Source organism: Dyadobacter sp. CY323, assembly GCF_021390245.1.
GTDB lineage: Bacteria > Bacteroidota > Bacteroidia > Cytophagales > Spirosomataceae > Dyadobacter.
Map to the genome: position 1 here is coordinate 38,095 of NZ_JAJUXH010000022.1, position 23,693 is coordinate 61,787.

Genomic DNA, 23,693 nt, shown 5'->3' on the forward strand with positions numbered 1-23,693 from the left:
GTCTTTTTTCGTTTAAAGAACATAAAAGTACAAAAAACCGTTAAAGTGATGTTGGTATGGAAACGCTTACACGATTATTTTGTACTTTCACTATTTGTAAAACACATACCTACTCGAAGATAAATTAGCATGATGCGTGTAAAACTTTTACTATCAGTATCTATCCTGTTTGTACTATCGACAGATATATACGCTCAAAGGAGGGCAGCGAAGAATGAGGACAGTGAGGAGAGCTATAAATCTTTCACCTCAGTAGGTATCAGCACCAATACGAACTCCGGCATACTTGGCGGGGCCGTTTTTCGTCAGTCATCTGCTCTTTCTTCTAAACTGTTCGGAAAAAACCAATATCGCTACCTGGCGGTGGAGGTTGTCAATGTGAAGCATCCGAAGGAGCTTTCAACACAGGATTTCGTTACCGGCGCGAGGCTAGTTTACGGAAAGCAAAATTATCTGTTCGTTATCCGGCCGGAGTACGGTCGTGAACTGACGTTATTCAACAGGCACGAGGATGAAGGCATTTCGATCAGCGGAATCCTGGCTGCCGGACCTTCCCTGGGACTTGAAAAACCGTATATGGTTCAGTTCCAATCATCCGACGGTCGCGTGGTGACTGAACCTTTTGATCCTGTGAAGCATGCAGGAAGTACTCAGACAACTGGTATCGTTGGCGCTGGTAGTTTTTTCCAGGGTTTTGGTAAAAGCAAGATCGTCCCCGGCTTACATATAAAAACGGCTATGAGCTTCGAACTCAGCGCATTCAGAGAGAATGTAACCGGCATAGAGATTGGTTTTATTGCCGAGGCATTTACGAGACAAGTACAAATTATGGCTTTTGCTGAAAACAGAAGCTTTTACACTTCCGGCTACCTTACGCTCTATTTTGGTAGCAAAAAAAGATAGTTTATTATGATTGAATTACCCGTTATTCCGTCGGAGCGAAAAAAACGTCCCGATTGGCTCAGAGTAAAACTTCCCGCCGGACCAGAGTTTCGAAAAGTGAGACAGCTGGTTGATAACTACAAACTGCATACGATTTGTGAAAGTGGGAATTGTCCTAATATGGGAGAATGCTGGGGCGCAGGCACTGCCACTTTTATGATTCTTGGAAATGTGTGTACCCGGAGCTGCAGCTTTTGCGCAGTGGCTACCGGAAGACCAAACGAATATGATACGGACGAACCGAGACGAGTGGCAGAAGCCATTAAACTAATGCAGGTTAAACACGCGGTTCTTACCTCTGTAAACCGTGATGAGCTGAAAGACCGCGGTGCCGAAATCTGGTACCAGACTGTGAGACAGGTGAAAGAAAATACACCTGAAACGACGATTGAGACATTGATCCCGGACGTGAAAAACAATTGGGACGCATTAATACGCATGATCGAAGCCGGCCAGGAAGTGGTTTCTCACAACATGGAAACGGTGGAACGTTTATACCGTGCGGTACGTCCGCAAGCCAAGTATAGCCGCAGTCTCGAACAAATCAAACGGACAAAGGAATTCGGACAACGTACCAAATCGGGTATTATGCTCGGGCTGGGCGAAACGGTGGAAGAAGTTTACAAAGCAATGGACGATCTTGCAGAAAACGGACTGGACATCCTGACGCTGGGACAATATCTGCAGCCCACCAAAATGCATCATGAAGTAATTGAATGGATTACCCCCGAAATGTTTGAAAATTATAGAGAGGAAGGTTTGAAAAGAGGACTGAAATATGTTGAGTCAGGCCCGCTCGTCCGTTCCAGCTATCACGCCGAACGACACGTGAATGTTCCGATCTGATTTCATGTAGATAATTAAGAAACCCTGCTTGTAACAAAACGAGCAGGGTTTCTTATTGATACGGTTTTTAGCCAGTGCATAATTTCTATCTGCCAGGTGTACTTTTCAATGCGTTTTTATTTGGTTAATGCCTTAAAAAAATTCAATTTTGTTTTTCATTTCATACACTTATTACACAATTCCCGGAAGGAATCAAATTCAAACAATTTCAATTTATGCCATACTTATTCACCTCGGAGTCTGTTTCTGAAGGACATCCGGACAAGGTAGCAGATCAGATATCAGATGCACTCATTGATAATTTCCTGGCTTGGGACACCGATAGTAAAGTAGCCTGCGAAACATTGGTAACAACGGGACAAGTTGTACTTGCCGGAGAAGTGAAGACCAACACGTATCTGGATGTACAGAAAATCACTCGCGAGGTAATCAGGAAAATCGGGTATACGAAAAGCGAGTATATGTTTGAAGCAAATTCCTGCGGGATTTTGTCTGCCATCCACGATCAGAGTGCGGATATTAACCAGGGAGTTGACCGTGCAGTTGCGACGACCAGTTTCGAGGAGAAAGCCAATGCACAGGGAGCAGGAGATCAGGGAATGATGTTTGGTTACGCAACCCGCGAAACAGAAAATTACATGCCGCTGGCTCTGGATCTCGCTCACAAGATCCTTCAGGAAATGTCGTTGATCCGGAATACCGAGTCAAACCTGATCCCATACCTTCGTCCCGACGCCAAATCGCAGGTAACGATTGAATATAGCGACGAAAATGTCCCATTGCGTATTGACACCATCGTTGTCTCGACACAACACGATGACTTCGATTCGGAAGAAGCTATGCTGGCGAAAATCAAAAGCGATGTTATCAATCTTGTGATTCCACGCGTGCAGGCAAAACTTACTCCGGAATTACAAAAGTTGTTTACCGGCGACATTACTTTCCACATCAATCCTACCGGCAAGTTTGTGATCGGCGGACCACACGGAGATACCGGTCTTACCGGCCGTAAGATCATCGTCGATACCTACGGTGGAAAAGGTGCACACGGCGGTGGTGCATTCTCCGGAAAAGATCCTTCCAAAGTAGACCGTTCCGCTGCCTACGCGACCCGTCATATCGCGAAAAACATGGTCGCATCCGGCCTTTGTGATGAAGTACTGGTTCAGGTATCGTACGCCATTGGGGTTGCAACACCTTGCGGGCTTTACGTAAATACCTACGGAACTTCGAAAGTATCAGACAATGACGGTACTATCGCTGAGAAAATCGGTGAGATCTTTGATCTGCGCCCATATGCCATCGAGCAACGTTTGAAACTTCGCAACCCGATCTACTCTGAAACCGCTGCTTACGGCCATATGGGACGCAAAAATGAGATCGTCAGTAAGTCATTTAAAGGAGCAAACGGAGAAGAGAAACAAGTTGAAGTAGAACTGTTTACCTGGGAAAAGCTTGATTTCGTAGACGCGATTAAAGAGAAATTCGCGATTTGACCTAACATATCATTAAGGTGTAAAAGGCTGTCCCGCACATATGTGAGACAGCCTTTTTTGTTGCAACATTCGAAATTCAGAACGCTACAATTATCTCGAAAATTCCGGTTTTTTGATACTCAAAAGGGTAACTCTCTTCTTGGCCAGATACTGTTCATAAAATGAGTTTTTCATTGCCATATATTGCTGGGCCTCCTCCAAACTACCCGTCTTTCGAAGCGTTTTATACAAGTCGCCGTGCGCATTATATGGCGTTGCTACAAATGCTTTATCTGTCACCGCACTCACCACAACGTTTGACTGTAACGGCTGCATCAGGATCAAAAATTGGTGGGAAAAATTCAGACATAAAACGAGCGCAAGCGTGAGCGACAATCCCCAGTGGCTGGGTTTCCATTCTTTGTTGGTCCATCGAGTATGCAATAATCTTAAAATGCAGATCAGGAAAATAACCAGGAAGCTGATATTCATTTTTGTAAGCCAGTCATTCCATTTTCCAACAACAAATGAGGAAAGGCAGAAAAACAGAATGAACAAGGCCGTCATAAGATTTCTTGACAACAATGCTGTACGGTCTGCGAGCAAACGATAGATGACATAAACGATGACCGCGTCCAGGAAAACGCCCGTTAAATACCGGATAATAAAAGGCCCGTCGCCAGCAAATTCCCAAACAAAACCGTGCACAGGCAGTTTTTCTCCCGCCGCAAAATAGGCCAGGGTTGGCGCCAGACATACAAATGGCAAAATGTAAAGCGGAATGATCCGAAACGTCAGCAAATCGCTCCGTTTAACGTTGAACAGGAAATTCACAGCGAATATCGTGCAGAGGCTCACAAATGGAAAAATGGCCCAGGTTAGCGATAAAGTTATCGGGAAGACACTTTCCTGAAATCTCTTCGAAACCGATGTGTCGTAAAGAATAATGCACCCCACAATTAAACTGGGAATGAGTTGATTAGGGACCCATCTGGACTGATCGAATATCGATCCAATATTGATGTTGAAAGTATTTACCTGGGATTCAAACAAATACATTTTTGATAAAATCCTGAACAAGATCGTCCCAATCCCGCCAATCAGAAGAAAGACGACCACAAATGTTTTGTTCTTCAAAAGAAGTATGTAAACCCACGAAATTCCCAGAAGAAAACCCAAAAACGTCCACGCAAAAATGACCGAAGGATATACTTGCCCGAACATTTTGAATATCAGTGCCGGCACGAGGTAATACCCAAAGTAGTAGCGAATAAGACGGTTGACACCTGGAAAATAATAGGGCCATTCGTGTGCCGCCAAATCATAAAATTTGGAGTTGTGTCCATATGAATCGGAAATCTGGAAACTGTACCCGCCATTTCCGGAAAGGAATGTCCAGACAGCCGCAATACCTACTAAAAAACCCAGATCAGCTAAGGTAAATCCTAGCTGGTCCCGATCGGCCTTCTTTCCGAGTTCTCTTATGTACAGCAAGAGAAGCATGAAAATCACAAGGAAGGAAATCGATGGAATGAACCAACCCCAGGCAAAAATTAAATTGGGCATCAGCAAATAGCCAACACTGATTTTACGCAGAGTAGAAACGGTCATATAGAGGAGAGTAAGTAGTAACTTTCGGTAACTAATTTAAAAAGAGAAAGGAGCTGCCTTTTTTGAAGACAGCTCCTTTCTTAATAAAAGAAACAAAAGATCAGAAATGCGCTTCTTCTTCAAGTTCGCTATCATGAGCAATCCGTTCAATCATTTTCATTTTCTCAAAATTCTTAGGTCTTGAGAAGAAAGTATAAATGGCCGGGATCACATATAATGTGAGCACCAGCGAGAATAATAGTCCTCCCATAATCACAATCCCCATCGACATCCGGCTTTTACCCGCCGAACCTAAAGCCATCGCAATGGGTAATGCACCGAGGATCGTAGCAAGACTTGTCATTAAAATGGGCCGGAAACGTAATGTGGCTGCTTCCAAAGCGGCTTCCTGAATGCTTCTCCCCTGCTCACGCAACTGGTTTGCGAATTCCACAATCAGGATCCCGTTTTTAGTTACAAGCCCAATGAGCATGATCATCCCGATCTGGCTAAAAATGTTCAGGGTCTGGTCGAAGAACCAGAGTGAGAACACGGCCCCGCCAATCGCCAGCGGCACGGTGAACATGATGATGAACGGATCGACGAAACTTTCGAACTGGCCAGCAAGAATGAAGTAAATCAATATCAATGCAAGGAAAAAAGAGAACATCGTATTGGAAGAACTTTCCGCATAATCTCTGGACGATCCGCTCAATGAAGTCTGAATGGATTCATCTTTCAACTTATCCCTGATCCTGTCCATAGCCGCGATTCCATCACCGATCGTTTTTCCGGGTGCCAATGCAGCCTGCACAGTTGCGCTCATGTAACGGTTGTAGTGAAAAAGCTGCGGCGGGCTGCTTTCTTCTTCCGCTTTCACAATGTTATCGAGCTGAACCAGACTTCCATTACTCGTTTTTACAAACATACTTTTCAAATCCAATGGCTCATCGCGGTTCGTGCGGTCGTATTGCCCGATCACCTGATATTGTCTTCCATTCATGGTGAAATAGCCGAAACGCTGGCCTGCAAATGCAAGCTGCATGGTTTGTGCCACATCCTGAACCGAAACACCAAGCGACTTCGCTTTTTCACGGTCAATTGCGATCTGGATTTCCGGTTTGCTGAATTTCAGGTTGACATCTGTGATCGCGAACGTAGGATCTTCGGAAGCTTCTTCCATGAATTTTGGCAGATACTCGCGCAGCTTCTCAAAGTCAGGCGCCTGGATCACGTATTGGATCGGTAACCCGCCACGCGAGTCCACCGAAATGGTCTGCTGCTGCACGACGAACGACTTGGCATCGGGCATTTGTTTCAGTTGCTGGTTGATATAATCTGCAATTTCCTGCTGCGTTTGCGTCCTGAATTTTTTATCAACCAATGCGATCCTTCCGCTGCCCGTATTTGCGGCGCCCAAACCTGAGTTTCCGGGTGAAGTGATCAGCATTAACCCTTTTCTCCCTGGCATAGAATCCATCAGCATTTGTCCCACATTCTGCACATAACGGTCGGTAAATTCGTAAGACGAACCTTCGGGGGCGGTCATGGTGATACGGAACCAGTTCCTGTCGTCGAGTGGGGCCAGTTCGGATTGGAGGTCTTTCCCAAAAAACCAGATCATCCCTAATGTGATCACAACCAGCGGAATAGCAACCCAGCGCATTTTGAGAAATTTGGCTAATGCGGTACCATAATTATCTGTGATCTTCTCAAAAAACGGCTCTGTCTTTTCATAGAACCAGCTCTTCTTATGCGTTTTACGAACCAGATATGCATTCAGCATTGGTGTGAGTGTCAGCGAAACAAAAGCAGAAATCAAAACTGCTGCGGAGATCACTATCCCGAATTCTCTGAAAAGCTTCCCGACAAACCCTTCCATAAAAATAACCGGGAGGAATACCGAAGCAAGTGTGATCGAAGTAGATAAAACCGCAAAAATGATCTCATTAGCACCTTTAATCGCGGCCTCAATGGGCCCCATTCCCTGCTCGATCTTTTTGAAAATGTTTTCCGTGACGACAATTCCATCATCCACAACCAGTCCGGTAGCCAAAACGATTGCAAGAAGTGTCAGTACATTAATGGAAAAACCCATGATGTACATCACAAAAAATGTCCCGATCAGAGATACCGGAATGTCAATCAGCGGACGGAATGCAATGAGCCAGTCGCGGAAAAACAGGTAAATGATCAGTACCACCAGAATGATCGCGATGAGCAGCGTTTCTCCCACTTCTTCGATAGATCTTTCAACAAATATTGTGTTGTCGATCAGTGTGTCGAGCTCGTAATCTTTTGGAAGTTCCTTTTTAATGTCGGCCATCCGCTTGTTTACTTCCTGGGCGATATCGAGGTAATTGGCCCCCGGCATCGGTGAAATCGCCAGACCGATCATCGGAACGTTATCGAGCCTTAAAACCGTTTCTTCATTTTCCGGGCCCAGCGCTGCATAGCCAATGTCTTTTAAATGGATCGTTTGAGTGGCCGAATTTTTGACGATCATTTCATTAAAATCATCTTCTGTCCGGAAACGTCCGATCGTTTTCACGGTTAATTCCGTATTGTCGCCGGCGAGTTTTCCGCTGGGCAATTCGACGTTTTCTTTGTCCAGGGCAATCTTTACATCTTGCGTAGTAATACCAAGAGACGCCATTTTAATGGGATCCATCCAGATCCGCATCGCGTATTTTTTCTGCCCGAAAATCCGGATCTCACTCACACCTTCAATCGTTTGAAGACGCTGTGCAATCACATTTTCGGCATAATCACTTACTTCAAGGTGAGAACGTGTATCGCTTTTGAAAGTAAGTACGATAATGGGTTCCGAGTTGGCATCGGCTTTTGCAACAACCGGCGGCCCATCGATATCCAGAGGTAATGTCCGGGAAGCAGAACCTACCTTATCACGCACGTCGTTTGCAGCACGTTCCATATTCACACCAATGTCGAATTCGACTGTGATCTGGCTCGTACCCTGACTGCTGATCGAATTGATCGACTTGATCCCTTCAATACTATTCAGCTGTTTTTCAAGAGGCTCCGTGATCTGTGATTCGATAATATCCGCATTTGCCCCGGTATAGCTCGTCCGAATGGAGACCACCGGCGGATCAATGGACGGGAATTCCCTCATTCCCAGGAATTTATATCCAAGAAATCCGAAAAGAATGATCAGCAGGTTCATCACAATTGCGAGAACCGGTCGCTTTATTGAGAGTGTTGAGATACTCATAGCACGAATTTACAATGGGTTCACGGCCGTATTTGGCTTTATAGCAATAATTCCGGAGGTGATCAGCGAATCACCGACTTGCAGACCGTCCATTACCTGGATTTTCTTGTCCGTACGCAATCCGGTGGTTACCATCACTTCCTGCGCTTTTCCATTTTTCACTACAAAAACCTTCTTACCTTTTAAAACAGGCACAATTGCCTCGGTCGGGATCATCATTGCATTTTTATCGGCATCCAGGTCCGCCAGGATTTTTACGAACATCCCCGGAAAAAAACGCCCGTCCGGATTTTGCGCGATTGCCCGCACCCGCAAGGTTCTCAGGTTCTCATCCACCTTTGGATCCACTGCCACGATTCTTGCATTAAAGGTTGAAGGATCACCATCCAGGTTGAATTTCACCACATTTCCGATCCGGATATTCGGCGTATACTTTTCAGGAACTGTAAAATCGATTTTCACGGGATTGCTTTGTACCACCGTAACGATGGGCGTACCCGGCGCCATGTATGCGCCTTCGCTAATGTATTTCAATCCGATCCGTCCATTAAATGGCGCGCGCACTTCCGTCCTGGCGAGTTGGGCTTCCAGAATCTCCTGTTCAGCTTCCAGTACCTTGATATTGTTGGAAGTAATGTCATATTCTTCCAGATTGATCGCCTCTACATTCAACAGTTTCTTTTGGCGGGCCTCGATTTTTTTGCTGAGTTCCTGGTTGTAAATCACCTTTTGCAGCTGAGCCTGTAATTCCCGGTCATTAATCTTCGCGATAAGCTGGCCTTTGGTCACATACGCACCTTCCTGAATGTCCAGCTTGACTAGTTTACCCGTAGCTTCCGACATGAGATTTACCTCCTCGTTCGGCAAGACCGTACCTGACGCAAAAATTTGATTTTCAATGGATTCCCTGCCGACTACATACACATTCACTGGTACCGCGCCGCCGCCGGACGATTTCACATTCTTTCCGTCACCTCCTTTTTTTCCATTAGTGCCGCCATCTTTTCCTGGTTTCGAGAAAACAAATAGTTTACCGAGCACCAGTACGATTATCACGACTCCAACCAGCATTATTGTACGCATAGTTCAGCTAAAAATAAATTTCGTTCAAAAAGTATTGTAATTAATTATATTTTCAAGATTGACTATTTTAAAGATACTTCATATTGTACAAAGCGTCAATTGGTAACTTTTATACTTTTCTCCAAATAAAAGTTACCACGTCCTTTCGATAATCCATTTAAGAATCGCAACTCTACTCCGCTATATTTATTTTTTACTAAAACAGGCATTTATATCCTCCAAATGAAAATACGATCCGTCTTGTTTTATCACTTTCTCACACTGTTTGTCTTTTCAATCACTATGCACACACAAGGTCAGGGTCGCGTAAAAAATTATGATGCTGAATGGAAAACCGTTGAAGAATTCCAAAAGAAGGCACTTTCCAAATCTGCTTTGGAGGAGGTTAAAAAGATTTACCAGCTCGCCAAAAAAGAAAAGCAGGATGCGCAGCTGGTGAAGGCGGCTATTTATATGGTAATACTTCAGTCCGAGACCCGTGAAAACAATGAGGTTGCTTCCATTCGAGATCTGGAGGCCGATTTGGCAGGGAGCAGCGAGCCTGTAAAATCGATCCTCAGCAGTCTGGTCGCTGATCAATATTATTTCTATTATCAATCCATCCGGTGGCAGCTTTACCAGCGAACCGCTACCGCGAATTACTTAAAAGAGGATATAAGAACCTGGGGAACAGCGGATTTTCATAGCAAAATCACTGAGTTATATCTGGCTTCCATCCAACATGCAAGTTTGCTTAAACAAACAAAACTTGACCCTTTCGAAGCCATAATTACCAAAGGAAATACCAGGAAGTTACGACCGACTTTATACGATCTGCTGACACACAGTGCATTAAAGTATTTTTCTTCGGACGAGAGAGACCTCAAAAAACCAGCCTACGCATTTGAGATTGATACTGCTTCCGCATTTGATCCCGCTGCTGTCTTTATCCACCGAAAATTCGAAACCCGGGATTCCACTTCCATGGAATTCTTCGCGCTTCAACTGTACCAGAAATTAATTGCTTTTCATATCAATGATCCGGAACCCGACGCATTCATTGACGTTGACCTGCAAAGGCTTCAATATGTGAAATCGAAATCGGTTCATCCCGACGCCGATCAGCTTTACTTTATGGCCATTAACCATGTCGCAGAGCAATATCAGCAAGCGCCGGCTGCCGCCCAGGCCTGGTACCTCGTGGCCAGTTACTACCAGAAACGTGGCGATCGCTTTGAGATCGACAGAGACTCTACCTATCGCTTTGAAAAGGTAAAAGCGGTTCAAATATGTGAAAAAGTAATCCATGAAAATGCGGAAACGGAAGGTGGAATTAATGCATATAACTTGTTGCATACCATCCGGGCGAAAGAACTACAGTTTGAAGTTGAACATGTTAACATTCCCCAAAAGCCGTTTCTCGTTTTTGTGAAGTTTAAAAATTTTCCCCGACTGTATCTGAGACTTGTTAAAACAACGGGCGAAATCAATCTTAATAATCGAAATAACGGGCTTCCCCAGACATGGAAAACTTTGTTGCGCGCTCCATTGGTGCGAGCCTGGGAACAGCCGTTACCCGACACAAAAGACTATCAGGACCATGGAATAGAGATAAAAGTGGAAGGTCTCCCAGTCGGACAATATATGCTGCTAGCCAGTTCGAATTCCGACTTTAACGAAAACAAAGCGCTCGTTGGAGCGCGAATGATCCATATTAGCAACATCAGCTACGTTCAAAACGAGGCTGATTTTTTTGTTTTAAACAGAGATACCGGCCAGCCGTTGCCGGGTGCGAACGTCCGGATGTGGTACCAGTCATACGATTATTCATTCCGGACTTACAAAAAAGTAAAAGGGGCGTTATACACAACTGACAAGAATGGCTATTTCGGAGTTAAGGAAGAGATTGCCCGCAAAAAAGCAGAAGCCCAATCCTTGGAAATCACCTATGAACAAGACAAATTGTTTATCGAAGAACCGATAGGCACTTACTATAATCCGCCCAATATCGACGAGCAAGATGCAGAAATTGAGGAAGATACAACAATTTATCTCTTCACGGACCGCAGCTTGTACCGCCCCGGGCAAACGGTTTATTACAAAGGAATTGCGCGCGCAGGCAATGCTGTTTTAAAAGATCATAAGCAAGAAATTGATATTGTTCTGCAAAATGCAAACGGGGAATCGGTTGCAGAATCGACGAAAACTGTAAATGAATACGGAAGCTTTTCGGGCTCATTTGTACTTCCGCAAGGCACATTAAACGGCGCGTTTTCACTCTGGGCAAACAATGAACATTCGGTTCATTTTCGGGTGGAAGAATACAAAAGGCCAAAATTCTCCGTGCAATTTGACACGTTAACAAATTCCTATAAACTGAACGATGCCATAAAAGTCGCGGGCACGGCTACTGCCTACGCCGGAAACCAGATTGACGGCGCGAAAGTATCATATCGTGTCGTGCGGAATGCTAGGTTTCCTTATTACGGGCGTTCATATAGATGGTGGAACCGGCCTTCTATGAGTGAAAGTCAGGAATTGACGCATGGCGAAACCACCACGGATGTGTCCGGCCGCTTTACGGTCAACTTTAAAGCATTGCCTGACAAACAAATCGATAAGGAACTCGACCCGGTTTTCGATTACGCCATTTATGCTGATGTGACCGATTCAAATGGCGAAACCAGAAGCTCGGAAACGATCGTATCGGCTGGATATAAATCGATTGTTCTGAAATCTGATATCGCTGAAATACTCGCCGCAGATAGCCTTAAAAACCTTTCGGTTCGCGCGGAAAATATGAATGGAAAACTTGTCTCGGTAGATGTTACGGTAAAAATCACCAGCCTGATTCCGGAAAAAAGGTTGATCCGTGCGCGTTACTGGGAGCGCCCGGATTTGTTTATAATGTCTAAACCGGAATTCCTGGCAAACTTTCCGCATGATGAATATGATGATGAAACAGAAATGGAAACCTGGCCGGAGCTGACAGTAATGGCTCAACAAACCGCCCGTCTTGCGGAAAATCAAAAATTCTCATTGCCAGGCACCAAATTCGCCCCGGGTTTTTATAAAATCGAAATCAGTGCCGAGGATGAAAACAAGGAAAAAGTAAAGGACATTAAATACATCGAACTTACCGATCCCAAAAGCGATAAGCTTCTTCGTCCCGATTATCTCCAGGCAGAAAGCAGTTCCCCCATTGAGCCGGGCGAAGCCACGTCGATCAAGCTGGCGACATCGGCCGATGAGCTCTTTGTGATCACCAATTCCAGTAAAAAGCCGGTTTCAAGAGAATACAAGTTTTTTAGTTTAAATGATCAAAAAAAGACACTGAATTTCTCTGCGACCGAAGCCGACCGTGGCGGATATGGAGTTTCCTATCTGTTTGTTAAACACAATCGCATTCATCAGCATCAGGAAGTAATCCAGGTTCCAGGAACGAATAAAGACTTGAAAATCAACTATGAAACATTCCGCGATAAAACATTGCCCGGAAGTAAGGAAGCATGGAAGATCAGGATTTCGGGTTATAAACAAGACAAAGTTGCAGCGGAAATGCTGGCGGGTATGTATGACGCATCGCTGGACCAGTTTTACATGCATCAATGGACCAAGCCGGATCCCTGGCCGGTCTCATCGGGGATAACATCCTGGAATGCGAATGAAAACTTTTCGTCCAAAAATGCAGACATACTTGACCTGCCCCTCAGTTCTTACAAAAGTTTTGACAAAGAATATGATGAGCTGCTGCGAGCATATGCCTTGATGAATAGCAGACCTGGTGGTGGTGGTGGTGGGAGAAATGTACGTCGTCGAATGATGAGCATAACGGAAAATTCCGTCACTAAAAAACGCGGCCAGATCGAAGATGATCTGTCTTTCGCCGCGCCAGCGTCACCCCCGATGGAGGAAAAAATGGAAGCACCAGCTGACAAAATTTCTCGAGAAAAACCAGAACAAGCCCCCCCAAATGCAGGTAAAGAGATAGCAATCCGCAAAAATTTCAACGAAACCGCATTCTTTTATCCTGACCTGAAAACAGATGAAGACGGATCGATCTCATTTTCCTTTACCCTGCCCGAGGCACTCACGCGATGGAAATTCCAGGCGCTGGCACATACCAAAGAACTTGCATTTGGGTATAGTTTAAAGGAAATCATCACTCAGAAAGAAATCATGGTGCAGCCCAATGCGCCCCGTTTTCTCCGGGAAGGCGACCGCATTACTTTTCCAGCCAAAGTAGTAAATCTCTCGGACCGTGCATTAACCGGAAAGGTATCATTCCAATTATTTGATACAGAAACAAATCAGCGCGTCGATGACATTTTTAAAAATGATCAGGCAGAACGTCCATTTGACATTCCAGCCGGACAAAGCATAACGGTAGGATTCCCCATTGAAGTCCCGAAAGAGTTTACCAAAATGCTCACCTGGCGGATTGTGGCTAAATCGGCAGACTTATCGGATGGGGAAGAGGATCATTTGCCGGTTTTATCCAACCGAATGCTCGTGACGGAAAGCATGCCCATTTCTATGCGTGGAACGGGAAGCAAAAATTTCAAATTTGAGAAATTGCTCCGTTCCGAAGGCTCCAAGACACTGAAAAATCATTCATTAACGATCGAATATACCAGTAATCCTGCCTGGTATGCCATCCAATCTCTGCCTTATCTGATGGAATATCCATACGAGTGCGCGGAACAAACCTGGAACCGGTATTATGCCAATTCACTTGGTGCGCACATTGCCGGAAGTTCGCCGCGCATTGCCAAAATCTTCGATACCTGGCGGACCGCCGATACAACTGCATTGCTGAGTAATCTGGAGAAGAATCAGGAATTAAAGTCGGTATTGCTTGAAGAAACGCCGTGGGTACTTGCCGCAAAAACGGAAGCCCGGCAAAAACAGAATATTGCATTGCTTTTTGATCTGGTCCGGATGGGTAAGGAGTTGAATGCCGATCTGGACAAGCTAATTCAATTACAAAGCGAGAATGGCGGTTTTGTGTGGTTCAAAGGCGGGCCCGATGACCGCTATATGACGCAATATATTGTTGCTGCAATCGGCCATTTGAAAAAGACGAATGCGATTGAAAAGACTCAGGAGGATAGGATAAACCAAATGCTGCTGGCTGCTATTACCTATCTCGACAAACGAATGAAAGAGGATTATGACCGGTTGAAAAACGGCGATGCGTACCTTAAAGGCCCAATTTCCTCACCTATTGAAGTACATTACCTATACGCAAGAAGCTTTTTCCCGGAACTTCGCATATCAGCCGCTTCCCAGAAAGCCTACACCCACTTCCGCAACCGTGCAAAAGCAACCTGGGCAAAGCAATCCCAATACTTGCAGGGCATGACCGCATTGGTATTGCACCGGACGGGCGACCCGTCTACTCCAAAAGCCATCCTGAAATCATTAAAAGAAACCGCCGTGTATGACGCAGAATTGGGCATGTACTGGAAAAGTAATCGAAGCGGCTGGTGGCATGAGGCGCCGGTGGAGCAACAGGCATTATTCATCGAAGTTTTTCAGGAAATCAGCGGAGACAATGAAGTGTTAAGTAATCTCAAAACATGGCTCCTCAAAAACAAACAAACCAATAGCTGGGAAAGTACAAAAGCAACTGCCGAGGCATGTTATGCATTGCTGTTGGGCGGCAGCAACTGGTTATCCGATCAGAAAACAGTTTCCGTAAAGTTGGGGGAAGCAATTCTTACGCCGGCACAGGATGATGCCGAAGCAGGTACCGGGTATTTCAAAAAGGCAATCGAATCGGATAAGATTACTGCCGAGGCGGGTAACATTCGAATGGATGTCACTGATAAAGATAAGTCATCGTCCCAGCCTTCCTGGGGAGCTGTTTACTGGCAATATTTTGAAGATCTCGACCACATCAGCTTCGCTGAAACACCGTTTAAGCTCTCAAAAAAGCTTTTCATCGAAAAAAATACAGACAATGGCCCGGTGCTTTCAATGGTAAATGAGGGCGACACATTGCACATTGGCGACAAAATCAAAGTCCGCATCGAGCTGCGCGCAGACAGGGGTATGGAATATGTGCATATGAAGGACATGCGCGCATCCGCGCTCGAACCTGTACATGTTTTGAGCAGCTACAAATGGCAGAACGGCCTGGGTTACTACGAAACCACCAAAGATGCCAGCACAAACTTCTTTTTCAGCTACGTCAGAAAAGGTACCCATGTGTTTGAATACCCGCTTTTTGTAACGCATGAGGGGAATTTCAGCAATGGAATTACGAGCGTTCAATGCATGTACGCGCCGGAGTTTTCAGCTCATAGCGAGGGAGTACGCATAAAGGTCGTCCGGGATTAATTTCGTTTTCAATTCACACTATACCAAAATGAAGAATACCCTGTCCGATTACGAAAAAATAGCCTCGAGTTTCAAGGACCTGGCTGCCGACGAGATTGCTTTCAACCAGTTGAACAAGCTCGAATGGGTTGCGACGGAAAAAATCCACGGCGCCCATTTCAGATTTATCTATCAGGACAAAAAACTCCTTTATGGGAAAAGGCGAGAGCTTTTAGAATGGCATAGCGATTTTTTTGGTTTCCAAATGTTTGCCGTTATGTTAGAAACACAAGTCACCGAATTATTGGAAGCGATAAGCCGCGATTTTGCAGCCACAAAAATTATCATTTATGGGGAGCTTTTCGGGGGAATCTACCCGCACCCCGACATTCAGGTTATCATGGAAGTGAGTGCCATTCAAACAGGTATTTTCTATTCACCAGATATCCGTTTCTATGCGTACGATATCGCAACGGAAGACCAGGAATCCTCCATTAAAAAATATCTGAGCTACGAAACTGCCATTGCCTATTTTCAAAAATTCGATATTCCATTTGCTGTGCCATTGAAAAAAGGGAAGCTTTCGGAAGTACTGAATTTTGACCTGAGAATGGAAAGCCCGATCCCCTTTCAACTTGGATTACCTCCGATACCCGCGAATTTTATCGAAGGCATTGTGATAAAACCTTTTGGGGATATCCCGCCGGGGACATTCAATAGTAGACCGATACTTAAAATAAAAAACCCTGAATTCCAGGAGAACGAAAGATTCCACCAGGCACAAAAATGGTCACACGTGCCCCAAATCAGCACTTTCTCCGAGGAGCTGGATTTTATATTGCCCGAGTTAAGGAAATACATAACCCTAAACAGATTGAATAGTGCAATCTCAAAAATTGGAAGTTTGAGCTCGGAAAACAATACAACAAACATTGTAAACGAATTTCTGGAAGATGTGTTCACCGATTTCAACCACATCAATGATAATCTTCTTCATGAGTTTGGCGACCAGCAAATTCAGTGGCTCAATGGCCGGATCAAAAACGATATTTTACATTTGATCGCTACCGTCATTAACAAGACTAGCTTTTAACCACTCCCTGAATCTTCAGAATCGCCCTCACAAAACCTTCCATATCTTCCGTTTCCCCCAACATCGCATGTTGTAAAATCCACACGGCATCTGTATGGCAAGCCTGCTCGGCGACCGGGCAGTATACATTGCTGTAATCTGCGGTTTCGGGGATGGCGTAGCACATGAAGTTTTTGTTTTGAAACAAGGGCTGCTTGTACAAGGGATGTGGATACCCTTTGAAACAAGGCACGCCTTCTGCTGCCAGCGTTTCGGCAAATTCGTTTTTTGTTAATCCGCCGAATTTGGATGCGTCGTATTTGAAAATATAAATGTGATAGCCATGCATCGTAATCTCCTCGCCTCGCCGCAAAGGCGTAATACCCTCGACATCAGCCAACAATTGGTTCAGATACAATCCATTTTCATTCCGTTTCTGCGTCTGGCCTTCCAATCTTTTCAATTGTTCCGAAAGCAGAACCGCCTGCATTTGTGTGATCCGGTAATTGCAGCCCGGATTGTAGTGATCATACCATTGTCCACTCTCGATCCGGCCCACATTACGGAGTGAATGCATCATCGCGTACAATTCGTCGTCGTCCGTAATAACAATACCGCCTTCACCAGACGTCAGGTTTTTGGAGGATTGAAAACTAAAACTGCCGACATCTCCGATTGAGCCTAGTTTTTTGCCCTTATATTCTGCGCCATGCGCATGCGCCGCATCTTCAATAACTCTCAAACCATACCGTCGGGCGATCTCCATAATCGCGTCCATGTCACAGGCAAGTCCACCAAAATGCACCGGGATAATCACTTTTGTCCGCTCCGTGATCGCCGCTTCGATGGCGGCCGGACTGATATTAAAAGTTTCAGGGTCAATATCGACAAAAACGGGAACACAGTTACATTCAATCACCGAAGAAGCAGTGGTAATGAACGTATAGGGTGGAACGATTACCTCGTCGCCGGGTTTCACGCCACAAGCGATCAATGCCAGACGCAGTGAAACGGATCCATTTACGCAGGTAATGGCGTACTTGCTGCCGCAGTAGGCTGCAAATGCATTTTCGAACCTGGCAACTTCGTCGGCACAATCCGGGTTTCCCCATTTTCCGCTTTGGACAATTGAGGCAACCGCATTGACTTCATTTTCATCAAATATAGGCCAATCGAACGCTTTTGTGATGGTTTTGTCGCCGCCGTTTATCGCCAGGTTTTCTTTCATATCCGTGTTTTAAATCCTGCTTTTCATACTCAAAATTTTGCGTTTCAGGCTACTACCGACGCCCGTTGAACTACGCATAGTCCATTTTCTTCATGTTTCAGTATTGTCTCAAAGCGATTGATTCTAAAAATGAACAACAGACAACTGCTGTATATACTTCTGATTTCAGGAATGTCACTTGGAACTGCCTGGGCTATACGCGGACAATTCGGTCACGAACAAGGCGCAGCCTGGGCCGGCGGCATCGGCGGGTTATGCATTGTGCTTCTTTCCAAAAGACCGGATTGGTACGCCAAAGCATTCCAGCTTTCGGTTGCATCCGCAGCCGGCTGGGGAATCGGCGGGATCATTAGTTATGGTAAAGTGGTGGGCTATGCCCGTGGGCTCGACTTCGGAAATGTGTATTATGGTTTGTTGATGTTGTTCGTCATCGGCGGCTTATTTGGATTGATCGGCGGTGGATTGTTTGGACTTACCATGGCTTCGAATCGCGAAAAGCCGGTAAAATGGCCGCAGCTGATCGTTCAAATGACGGCGGGAGCGATCATCTTTTACTATTTCCTGATCGAGCAGCTGGGCTGGCTGATGACTCCGCCGCGCTCTGAGGCCTGGGCAGCCGCATTCGGAATGTGTATCGCATTGTTCTGGTATATGATCAGGAACAAACAATATTCCGCAATACGCGTCGCGATTTTCGCAGGGTTAGGTGGCGGTTTCGGTTTTGCATTTGGCAATTTCCTGCAGGTAATGGGCAGTGTTTCGGGGATTAAATTCAATTTCTGGAACGTAATGGAATACTCAATCGGCTTTTTTGGAGGCATTGGAATGGCTTATGGCACCTTCACAAGTCATTGGGACAAATCGGATGAAACCGTTTCAAAAACCAATCTCATTGGCCCTATCGTCATTCTCACACTGATCATCCCTTTCGTAGTTTGGGACCAGTCATTTGAAACGGATCGGCTTGTAGGAATAATCAGTTCGTTTGACCCATTTACAAATGCTGAATCCATCGCACGGAATGTACAATGGATCGCCTTTTTACTGATCCCAGCATTCGCCGGTTACAGTCTCTATCGATTTTATTTCAAAAGTGAATGGCAATCAGCTCAGCTGGTCAGAAAGCATTTACAGCAATTCTTCCTTATCAATCTGGGCTTATATGCCATTTTCAGCGTGCTGATTACCGGCGCATTCATGAGCCTTTACCGCAGTGAACAATATCTATACATTGCCAATCTGGTGGTCGTCGGGCTGTTAATCAACAAGTTAGAGCCTTCATTCACAAACCGCGGACTAAACCTGGGTCGCTGGACGTTAAATTTTATTTTTATCCTGGCATTCTTAGCCATTCTTACAGCAGTGGCAGTAAGTTCTCACGGCGAATTGAAAGGGGCGAATCTCCGGTTCGAGTAGTGCTTATTTTTTGATCACCAACTGATCTTTTACATTTCCGTCCGGATCATAACATGTGTAATTCAGTGTATTTCCATTGATCGAAATGTGCTGGTACAGAGGCCCATCCTTATACCTCGCGACCGCATAATCCTCTTCCGGCCAGCGCACCTGCTTGCCCGGAATGCTGATCGACATCGTGTATATCGTCCCTTTCGAAGGTGAACCGACAGGTTTTTTATTAAACATCGGTTTGGTACGCAGGTAATAATGCATATGCCCGTTCATGACCATATCCACGTGGTATTTATCAAAAAGTGAGCACCATTCCCGCATAATTTCATCATAAGGTTCCTCGAAGTTATAAGGTGGAAAATGGAACATTGCAAACTTCCATTTCGCGTTACTTTTCTTCAACTGCTCCTCCACCCACGCACTTTGCTGCGGAACAGATAACGTCGCATCGAGCATTAAAAACAGCGCATCCTGATAGCTGAACGCATAGGTCATTTCCGACGGCTGTTTCGCCGGCCCGTTTTCAGGCAGACTGAACATTTCCTTATACATCCACGCACCCAGCCCATCCTGGCTGTCGTGATTCCCCGGAACCGGCATCAATGGTTTAGTCGTAAACGTGTTGCCCCCGTGTGCCCAAAGCTGGTCCCAGTCGTCGCGGTTTAATCCGGTACTTACCAGATCCCCGGCGATAGAAAAGAAAGCCGTTTCAGGATGCCGTTTTACAGATTTTTGCGCCATTTCGCCCCAGATCGGCGAGTAATGCGTATCTCCGAACCAGATAAACGAAAAGCCTTCATTTTTAACAGAAGCGGTTTTGAAAGATGCTGGCACCGTCCATTTCCCTGGTTCAGAACAAATTGAATAATGGTATAATGTACCCGGTTTAAGATCTTTCAGTGTAGAAGTAAAGCGTTTTACATACCGATCATTCTGCAAAAGCCTGTCCTCCATTTCAAATGCGGAGGCATCATTGAACAAAGTGTCCGTCTTCTCTGGAATCCAATATTTCACTTTGCCTGATTTCGCTTTAAAATTACTTCTCCATTGAACGTTCACCGAACTGGTCGGATCGCTACTCCACGTCAGGATTATCTGATCGGGGTTCTCGGACGAAGGTGTTGCTGTTTTTCGGAATGCCTGCACTAAATGTGCTTCTCTTGCACGTCCTCGCACAGTCGTAAAAAGTGTTTGTCCGGTAAGCTGTTCGGGGACTTCTGTGAGGATCAATCCGTCCCAGTCATGATAGGTGAATGCACCTTTTTGCAGGGTACCCAACGAATATTCCGAAGGCGTCACCTGCGTAATCGTCAGTTTTTGATCACTATCCTGAGGCGCGACGCTGATAAAGTAAACCGGCCTGTGTTTGTCAAATCCATTGATTCCCAGACCGACCGTACCCTCATCAAAATCCTTTTTCCACACTTCATAGGTATACTCTTCATTCTTCACAAACACGTCAGTCTTTATAAATCCGCTTTTTGCGAGCCAGAAAGGCACTACTTTCTGAGCCGTGTCCCGCATTAATGAAACGGTAACGGGTACACTGGCATTAAATGACCAAAACTTCGTGGCTAGTATTTCTTTTTCTTCATCACTCAGCGAACTGAGAATGTAACTTTCAGAAATCGTGTCCAGCTGTGCCGCTGAAAGTTTTTCGTAAAACCGTGTCACGGCACGATCGATAACTTCCTTGACTGTCCCGGAAACAGGCTCCTTTTTCGGTTGGCAAGACATGAATGTGCCTGCCAGCAGAATGGCTAGTATTATAACCTTCAATTGCATTTCGTTTTTTGAATTAATTATAGCAGTGCTTTGCTGCTGGTCAGGAACACGCGGGTACTTTCGGTGTAGGTATCGCCTTTCGGGGTCCTGTATTTCAAATCCACGTAAAAAGCACGGAAACCGCTTGCCGGGAAAGTTGATGATACTTTTACGGACGATTGCTTTTTGATACCCAAGCTTTTACTTGTCCATTGATCATTTCGCAAATCCTGATCTGTAGAATTGGCTGACCACAGGATCACATCTTCCAAGACATCCGGCGACGTTTTAATGGTAAGGTTCACTGTTTTGTTGCTTACCGTTTGCGTCCATTTACATTCCGTATATGGTTTTTTATTAATGGTCGAACCAAAAAAAGCGCTCAATGCTTCCATGGCCTGTACACCGTCGCCCAGATCGTGACCGGCATTCGGAACGTAATGCAGCATGTTGTTTCCGGGAATTTTATCCAGATAGTTTTTGATATTATCCACCACCCAGTATTCGTCATTGGTCCCCATAAAAATCATCTTCGGCATGGTCAGTTTAGCTCGGTACGAATAGGGATCGATCATCGCGGTAATGGCCTCTCCATCGGCTGAGCCGGTGGATTGCGGAATGCCCAGCTTCACATAATCTTCGATCTGAATGCTATACTCGCCCCAGGATTTGATCTGGTAGTCCAAACTTACCGGCATATTCAACACATCGATCACCATAGGCGCAATCGCCTCCACCCTTTTATCACTTGCCCCGGTAAGCCAGGTTGTCCAGCCGCGTTTCGACGCTCCGGTCACCACAAATTTGTCAATCGTGTGATTCAATTTTTCTTTTGAAAACTGCTGAACGGCGTCCATTGCCTTCACGGCACTTTTCACCATCGGAAAAAGCAGCGGCCAGCTGTAATCCTTGTCTTTTTTGAAGTTATGTAAGGTATAGGAAATCAGCGCATCCTCGGTAAGATCGCCAAAGAAAGGCTGGTTCGGCGTCTGTTTCAGCAATGCAACAATGGCCTGGTTCGTCTCCACCACTTTGCCGAGCGACGCGTACATTTTGTCGTCTTTTTTACTGTTCCAATTCGGCAGCTCATTGGTATTGGAGCCTCCTGTGATAAAAAGCAATGCATCATCGTGCTTGTTTTCTTTTGGAACAATGAGGGTTAACTGGTGTGTCCAGGTAAACTCCCGCCATTTCTGAGAGGTCAGCAGCAGATTGTAAATCGTCAGATCACCTCGTTGGAAAGTTTCCTTAAGCTCCCATTTAAACGTTTTATCCCCATTTGCGAGATAACTTTCAAGGGCGTTTTCAGGTGTAATTTTTTGTGCAAATAAATGATTGACACTGAGAATGTTGATGAAAAGCACTAGCAATGCAATGCGCAAATTTTTCAATTTCATACAATACGGATTGTTAATTGGGAGGTCATTTTACTTCTTCTGGTTTCGGGCCATCCCGTCGGGAGCCTTCCGATCCGGAGCCTTCCGGCCAGGGACTTTCCTTAATTAGTTTGAGGGCTTGTTCGATGTAAATCTCGCCGGTCATCTCGCCCAGACTTGTCCGGCTCACATACTCATACCTTTTAAAACTATTAAAATCCACTTTTGTCAGCATATACCCAAACGCATCGTTGGTCAGGCCAAACAAAAAAGGCTGTTTTGTATTCATATGTCTTTTCACGTAAAACCCGATATTCGGTAGCGCCTCGCCGGGAATGGAGAGGATTTGAGCGGTGCCGATATTCAGGAGATTAAGCTGGGTGGCGATCCGGTTTTCACCGGCCATTTCATTTTTTATCGGTGATTTTTGTAGAATGTACCGCATGATCTCGGAATCTACCGGAAATTCTATCTTCCTGGCGGTGCAGTAGAGTTGTGGATTTTCCAGTACCGGCGCATTTTTCACAATTCTTAATGCTTCATCCGCCAGCAACTCGCCTATCCGTTTGCATTCATTCCAGTCGTTGGCTTCCTTTCCGTTTTCAAGCCGGACGTCCGCAGTCACCATACCCCCTTGTGCCCCATTCATAAAAACGGCCACTCCACCGCCCTGAGCCTCAATCCGGTCGTATAACGGGCCACATAGGTCGGGACTTAATATTCCCCGTCCCGAACCGATTACCTCGGGATGGATTGCATAATTAACCAAAGTGGCGATCGGAGTTCCTTTTTTGGCACCCGAAGTGGCAATTGCCTGTATTACCCCGCAACGCGGATCATAAAGTTGGTCTGCATAATAATTGTAAGCGATTTTCCCTTTGGCCTCACCTACTGCTATTTTCAAGGAAGCATCCTGCAGATTTTTAACGGCTTCATTTACGGCATCCGCAATTTGCTGCACACATTGATCCAGGTATTTCAAATCCGCAAATGACTCTCCTTTTTCATTCGGAAAACCATATGCATCCGGTCCGCTGTGGGTATGAGTAGCTCCGATCAGAATGTTTTCCGGTTTAATGCCTTTAATCAAAGCTCTTGATTTATTACCAAGTGCCGCAGGCCAGCCGAGATTGTCGACGTTCACAATGGCAATCCGGACATCGCCTTTTTCAAGAACTAAGGCACGGGCATACAGCTCGCCATTTTTCTCGGTTGATTTTTTGGGTGTACCAATGCCGCCGGAAACGGGCAGAAGTGGGTTTGGTGTGATCACCCGTACTGCCGCAGCTGCCTTGAAATGCTGCGCAGCCAGGCCGTGAAACAAACTAAAAACAAAACAGAGAATGAATGCGATTGTGATTTTCATCTC

At 45.4% G+C, this 23,693-nt stretch carries 13 protein-coding genes; 6 read left to right on the forward strand and 7 right to left on the reverse strand.

Annotated features, from left to right (window positions below):
• The first annotated feature begins 129 nt into the window (after positions 1-129).
• From LZG72_RS24345 to metK, 3 genes are all read left to right on the forward strand, one after another.
• Positions 130-903 carry a hypothetical protein gene (locus tag LZG72_RS24345; protein WP_233877744.1) on the forward strand — a complete coding sequence of 258 codons (774 nt, stop codon included), beginning with the start codon at positions 130-132 and terminating at the stop codon, positions 901-903.
• Between the two features lie 6 nt (positions 904-909).
• Complete coding sequence (gene lipA / locus LZG72_RS24350; protein WP_233877745.1) at positions 910-1,788, forward strand: lipoyl synthase; 879 nt, start codon at positions 910-912, stop codon at positions 1,786-1,788.
• A gap of 215 nt (positions 1,789-2,003) precedes the next feature.
• Positions 2,004-3,284 carry a methionine adenosyltransferase gene (metK, locus tag LZG72_RS24355; RefSeq protein WP_233877746.1) on the forward strand — a complete coding sequence of 427 codons (1,281 nt, stop codon included), beginning with the start codon at positions 2,004-2,006 and terminating at the stop codon, positions 3,282-3,284.
• 90 nt (positions 3,285-3,374) lie between these two features.
• On the opposite strand, the gene LZG72_RS24360 is transcribed toward metK, so the two are convergent.
• The 3 genes from LZG72_RS24360 to LZG72_RS24370 form a co-directional block, all read right to left on the reverse strand.
• Positions 3,375-4,874 carry a hypothetical protein gene (locus LZG72_RS24360; protein ID WP_233877747.1) on the reverse strand — a complete coding sequence of 500 codons (1,500 nt, stop codon included), beginning with the start codon at positions 4,872-4,874 and terminating at the stop codon, positions 3,375-3,377.
• Positions 4,875-4,974: 100 nt separating this feature from the next.
• On the reverse strand, positions 4,975-8,088 hold the full coding sequence (locus tag LZG72_RS24365; protein ID WP_233877748.1) for an efflux RND transporter permease subunit: 3,114 nt from the start codon (positions 8,086-8,088) through the stop codon (positions 4,975-4,977).
• A gap of 9 nt (positions 8,089-8,097) precedes the next feature.
• Positions 8,098-9,171 carry an efflux RND transporter periplasmic adaptor subunit gene (locus LZG72_RS24370; protein ID WP_233877749.1) on the reverse strand — a complete coding sequence of 358 codons (1,074 nt, stop codon included), beginning with the start codon at positions 9,169-9,171 and terminating at the stop codon, positions 8,098-8,100.
• Positions 9,172-9,393: 222 nt separating this feature from the next.
• Here LZG72_RS24370 and LZG72_RS24375 point away from each other — a divergent pair, with 222 nt between their 5' ends.
• Both LZG72_RS24375 and LZG72_RS24380 read left to right on the forward strand, forming a co-directional pair.
• A complete protein-coding gene (locus LZG72_RS24375) occupies positions 9,394-15,495 on the forward strand; it encodes an alpha-2-macroglobulin (protein WP_233877750.1) in 6,102 nt (2,033 codons plus the stop codon).
• 28 nt (positions 15,496-15,523) lie between these two features.
• Positions 15,524-16,567 carry an RNA ligase family protein gene (locus LZG72_RS24380; RefSeq protein WP_233877751.1) on the forward strand — a complete coding sequence of 348 codons (1,044 nt, stop codon included), beginning with the start codon at positions 15,524-15,526 and terminating at the stop codon, positions 16,565-16,567.
• Here LZG72_RS24380 and LZG72_RS24385 read toward each other — a convergent pair.
• Positions 16,557-17,774, reverse strand: coding sequence for a DegT/DnrJ/EryC1/StrS aminotransferase family protein (locus LZG72_RS24385; protein WP_233877752.1), 1,218 nt, complete (start codon positions 17,772-17,774; stop codon positions 16,557-16,559). The genes LZG72_RS24380 and LZG72_RS24385 overlap by 11 nt on opposite strands.
• Before the next feature lie 129 nt (positions 17,775-17,903).
• Here LZG72_RS24385 and LZG72_RS24390 point away from each other — a divergent pair, with 129 nt between their 5' ends.
• Positions 17,904-19,190, forward strand: coding sequence for a hypothetical protein (locus tag LZG72_RS24390; protein ID WP_233877753.1), 1,287 nt, complete (start codon positions 17,904-17,906; stop codon positions 19,188-19,190).
• Positions 19,191-19,193: 3 nt separating this feature from the next.
• Here LZG72_RS24390 and LZG72_RS24395 read toward each other — a convergent pair whose 3' ends face one another.
• From LZG72_RS24395 to LZG72_RS24405, 3 genes are read right to left on the reverse strand one after another with little or no spacing between them, the layout of a single operon-like run.
• Positions 19,194-20,963: a metallophosphoesterase family protein gene (locus LZG72_RS24395; protein ID WP_233877754.1), complete on the reverse strand. Its 1,770-nt coding sequence runs from the start codon at positions 20,961-20,963 to the stop codon at positions 19,194-19,196.
• A gap of 23 nt (positions 20,964-20,986) precedes the next feature.
• Positions 20,987-22,345 (reverse strand): PhoPQ-activated pathogenicity-related family protein, encoded by a 1,359-nt coding sequence (locus tag LZG72_RS24400; protein ID WP_233877755.1) that lies wholly within the window; start codon positions 22,343-22,345, stop codon positions 20,987-20,989.
• 25 nt (positions 22,346-22,370) lie between these two features.
• Entirely contained in the window at positions 22,371-23,690 is a 1,320-nt protein-coding gene (locus LZG72_RS24405; RefSeq protein ID WP_233877756.1) for a hypothetical protein, read from the reverse strand.
• Between the last annotated feature and the right edge of the window lie 3 nt (positions 23,691-23,693).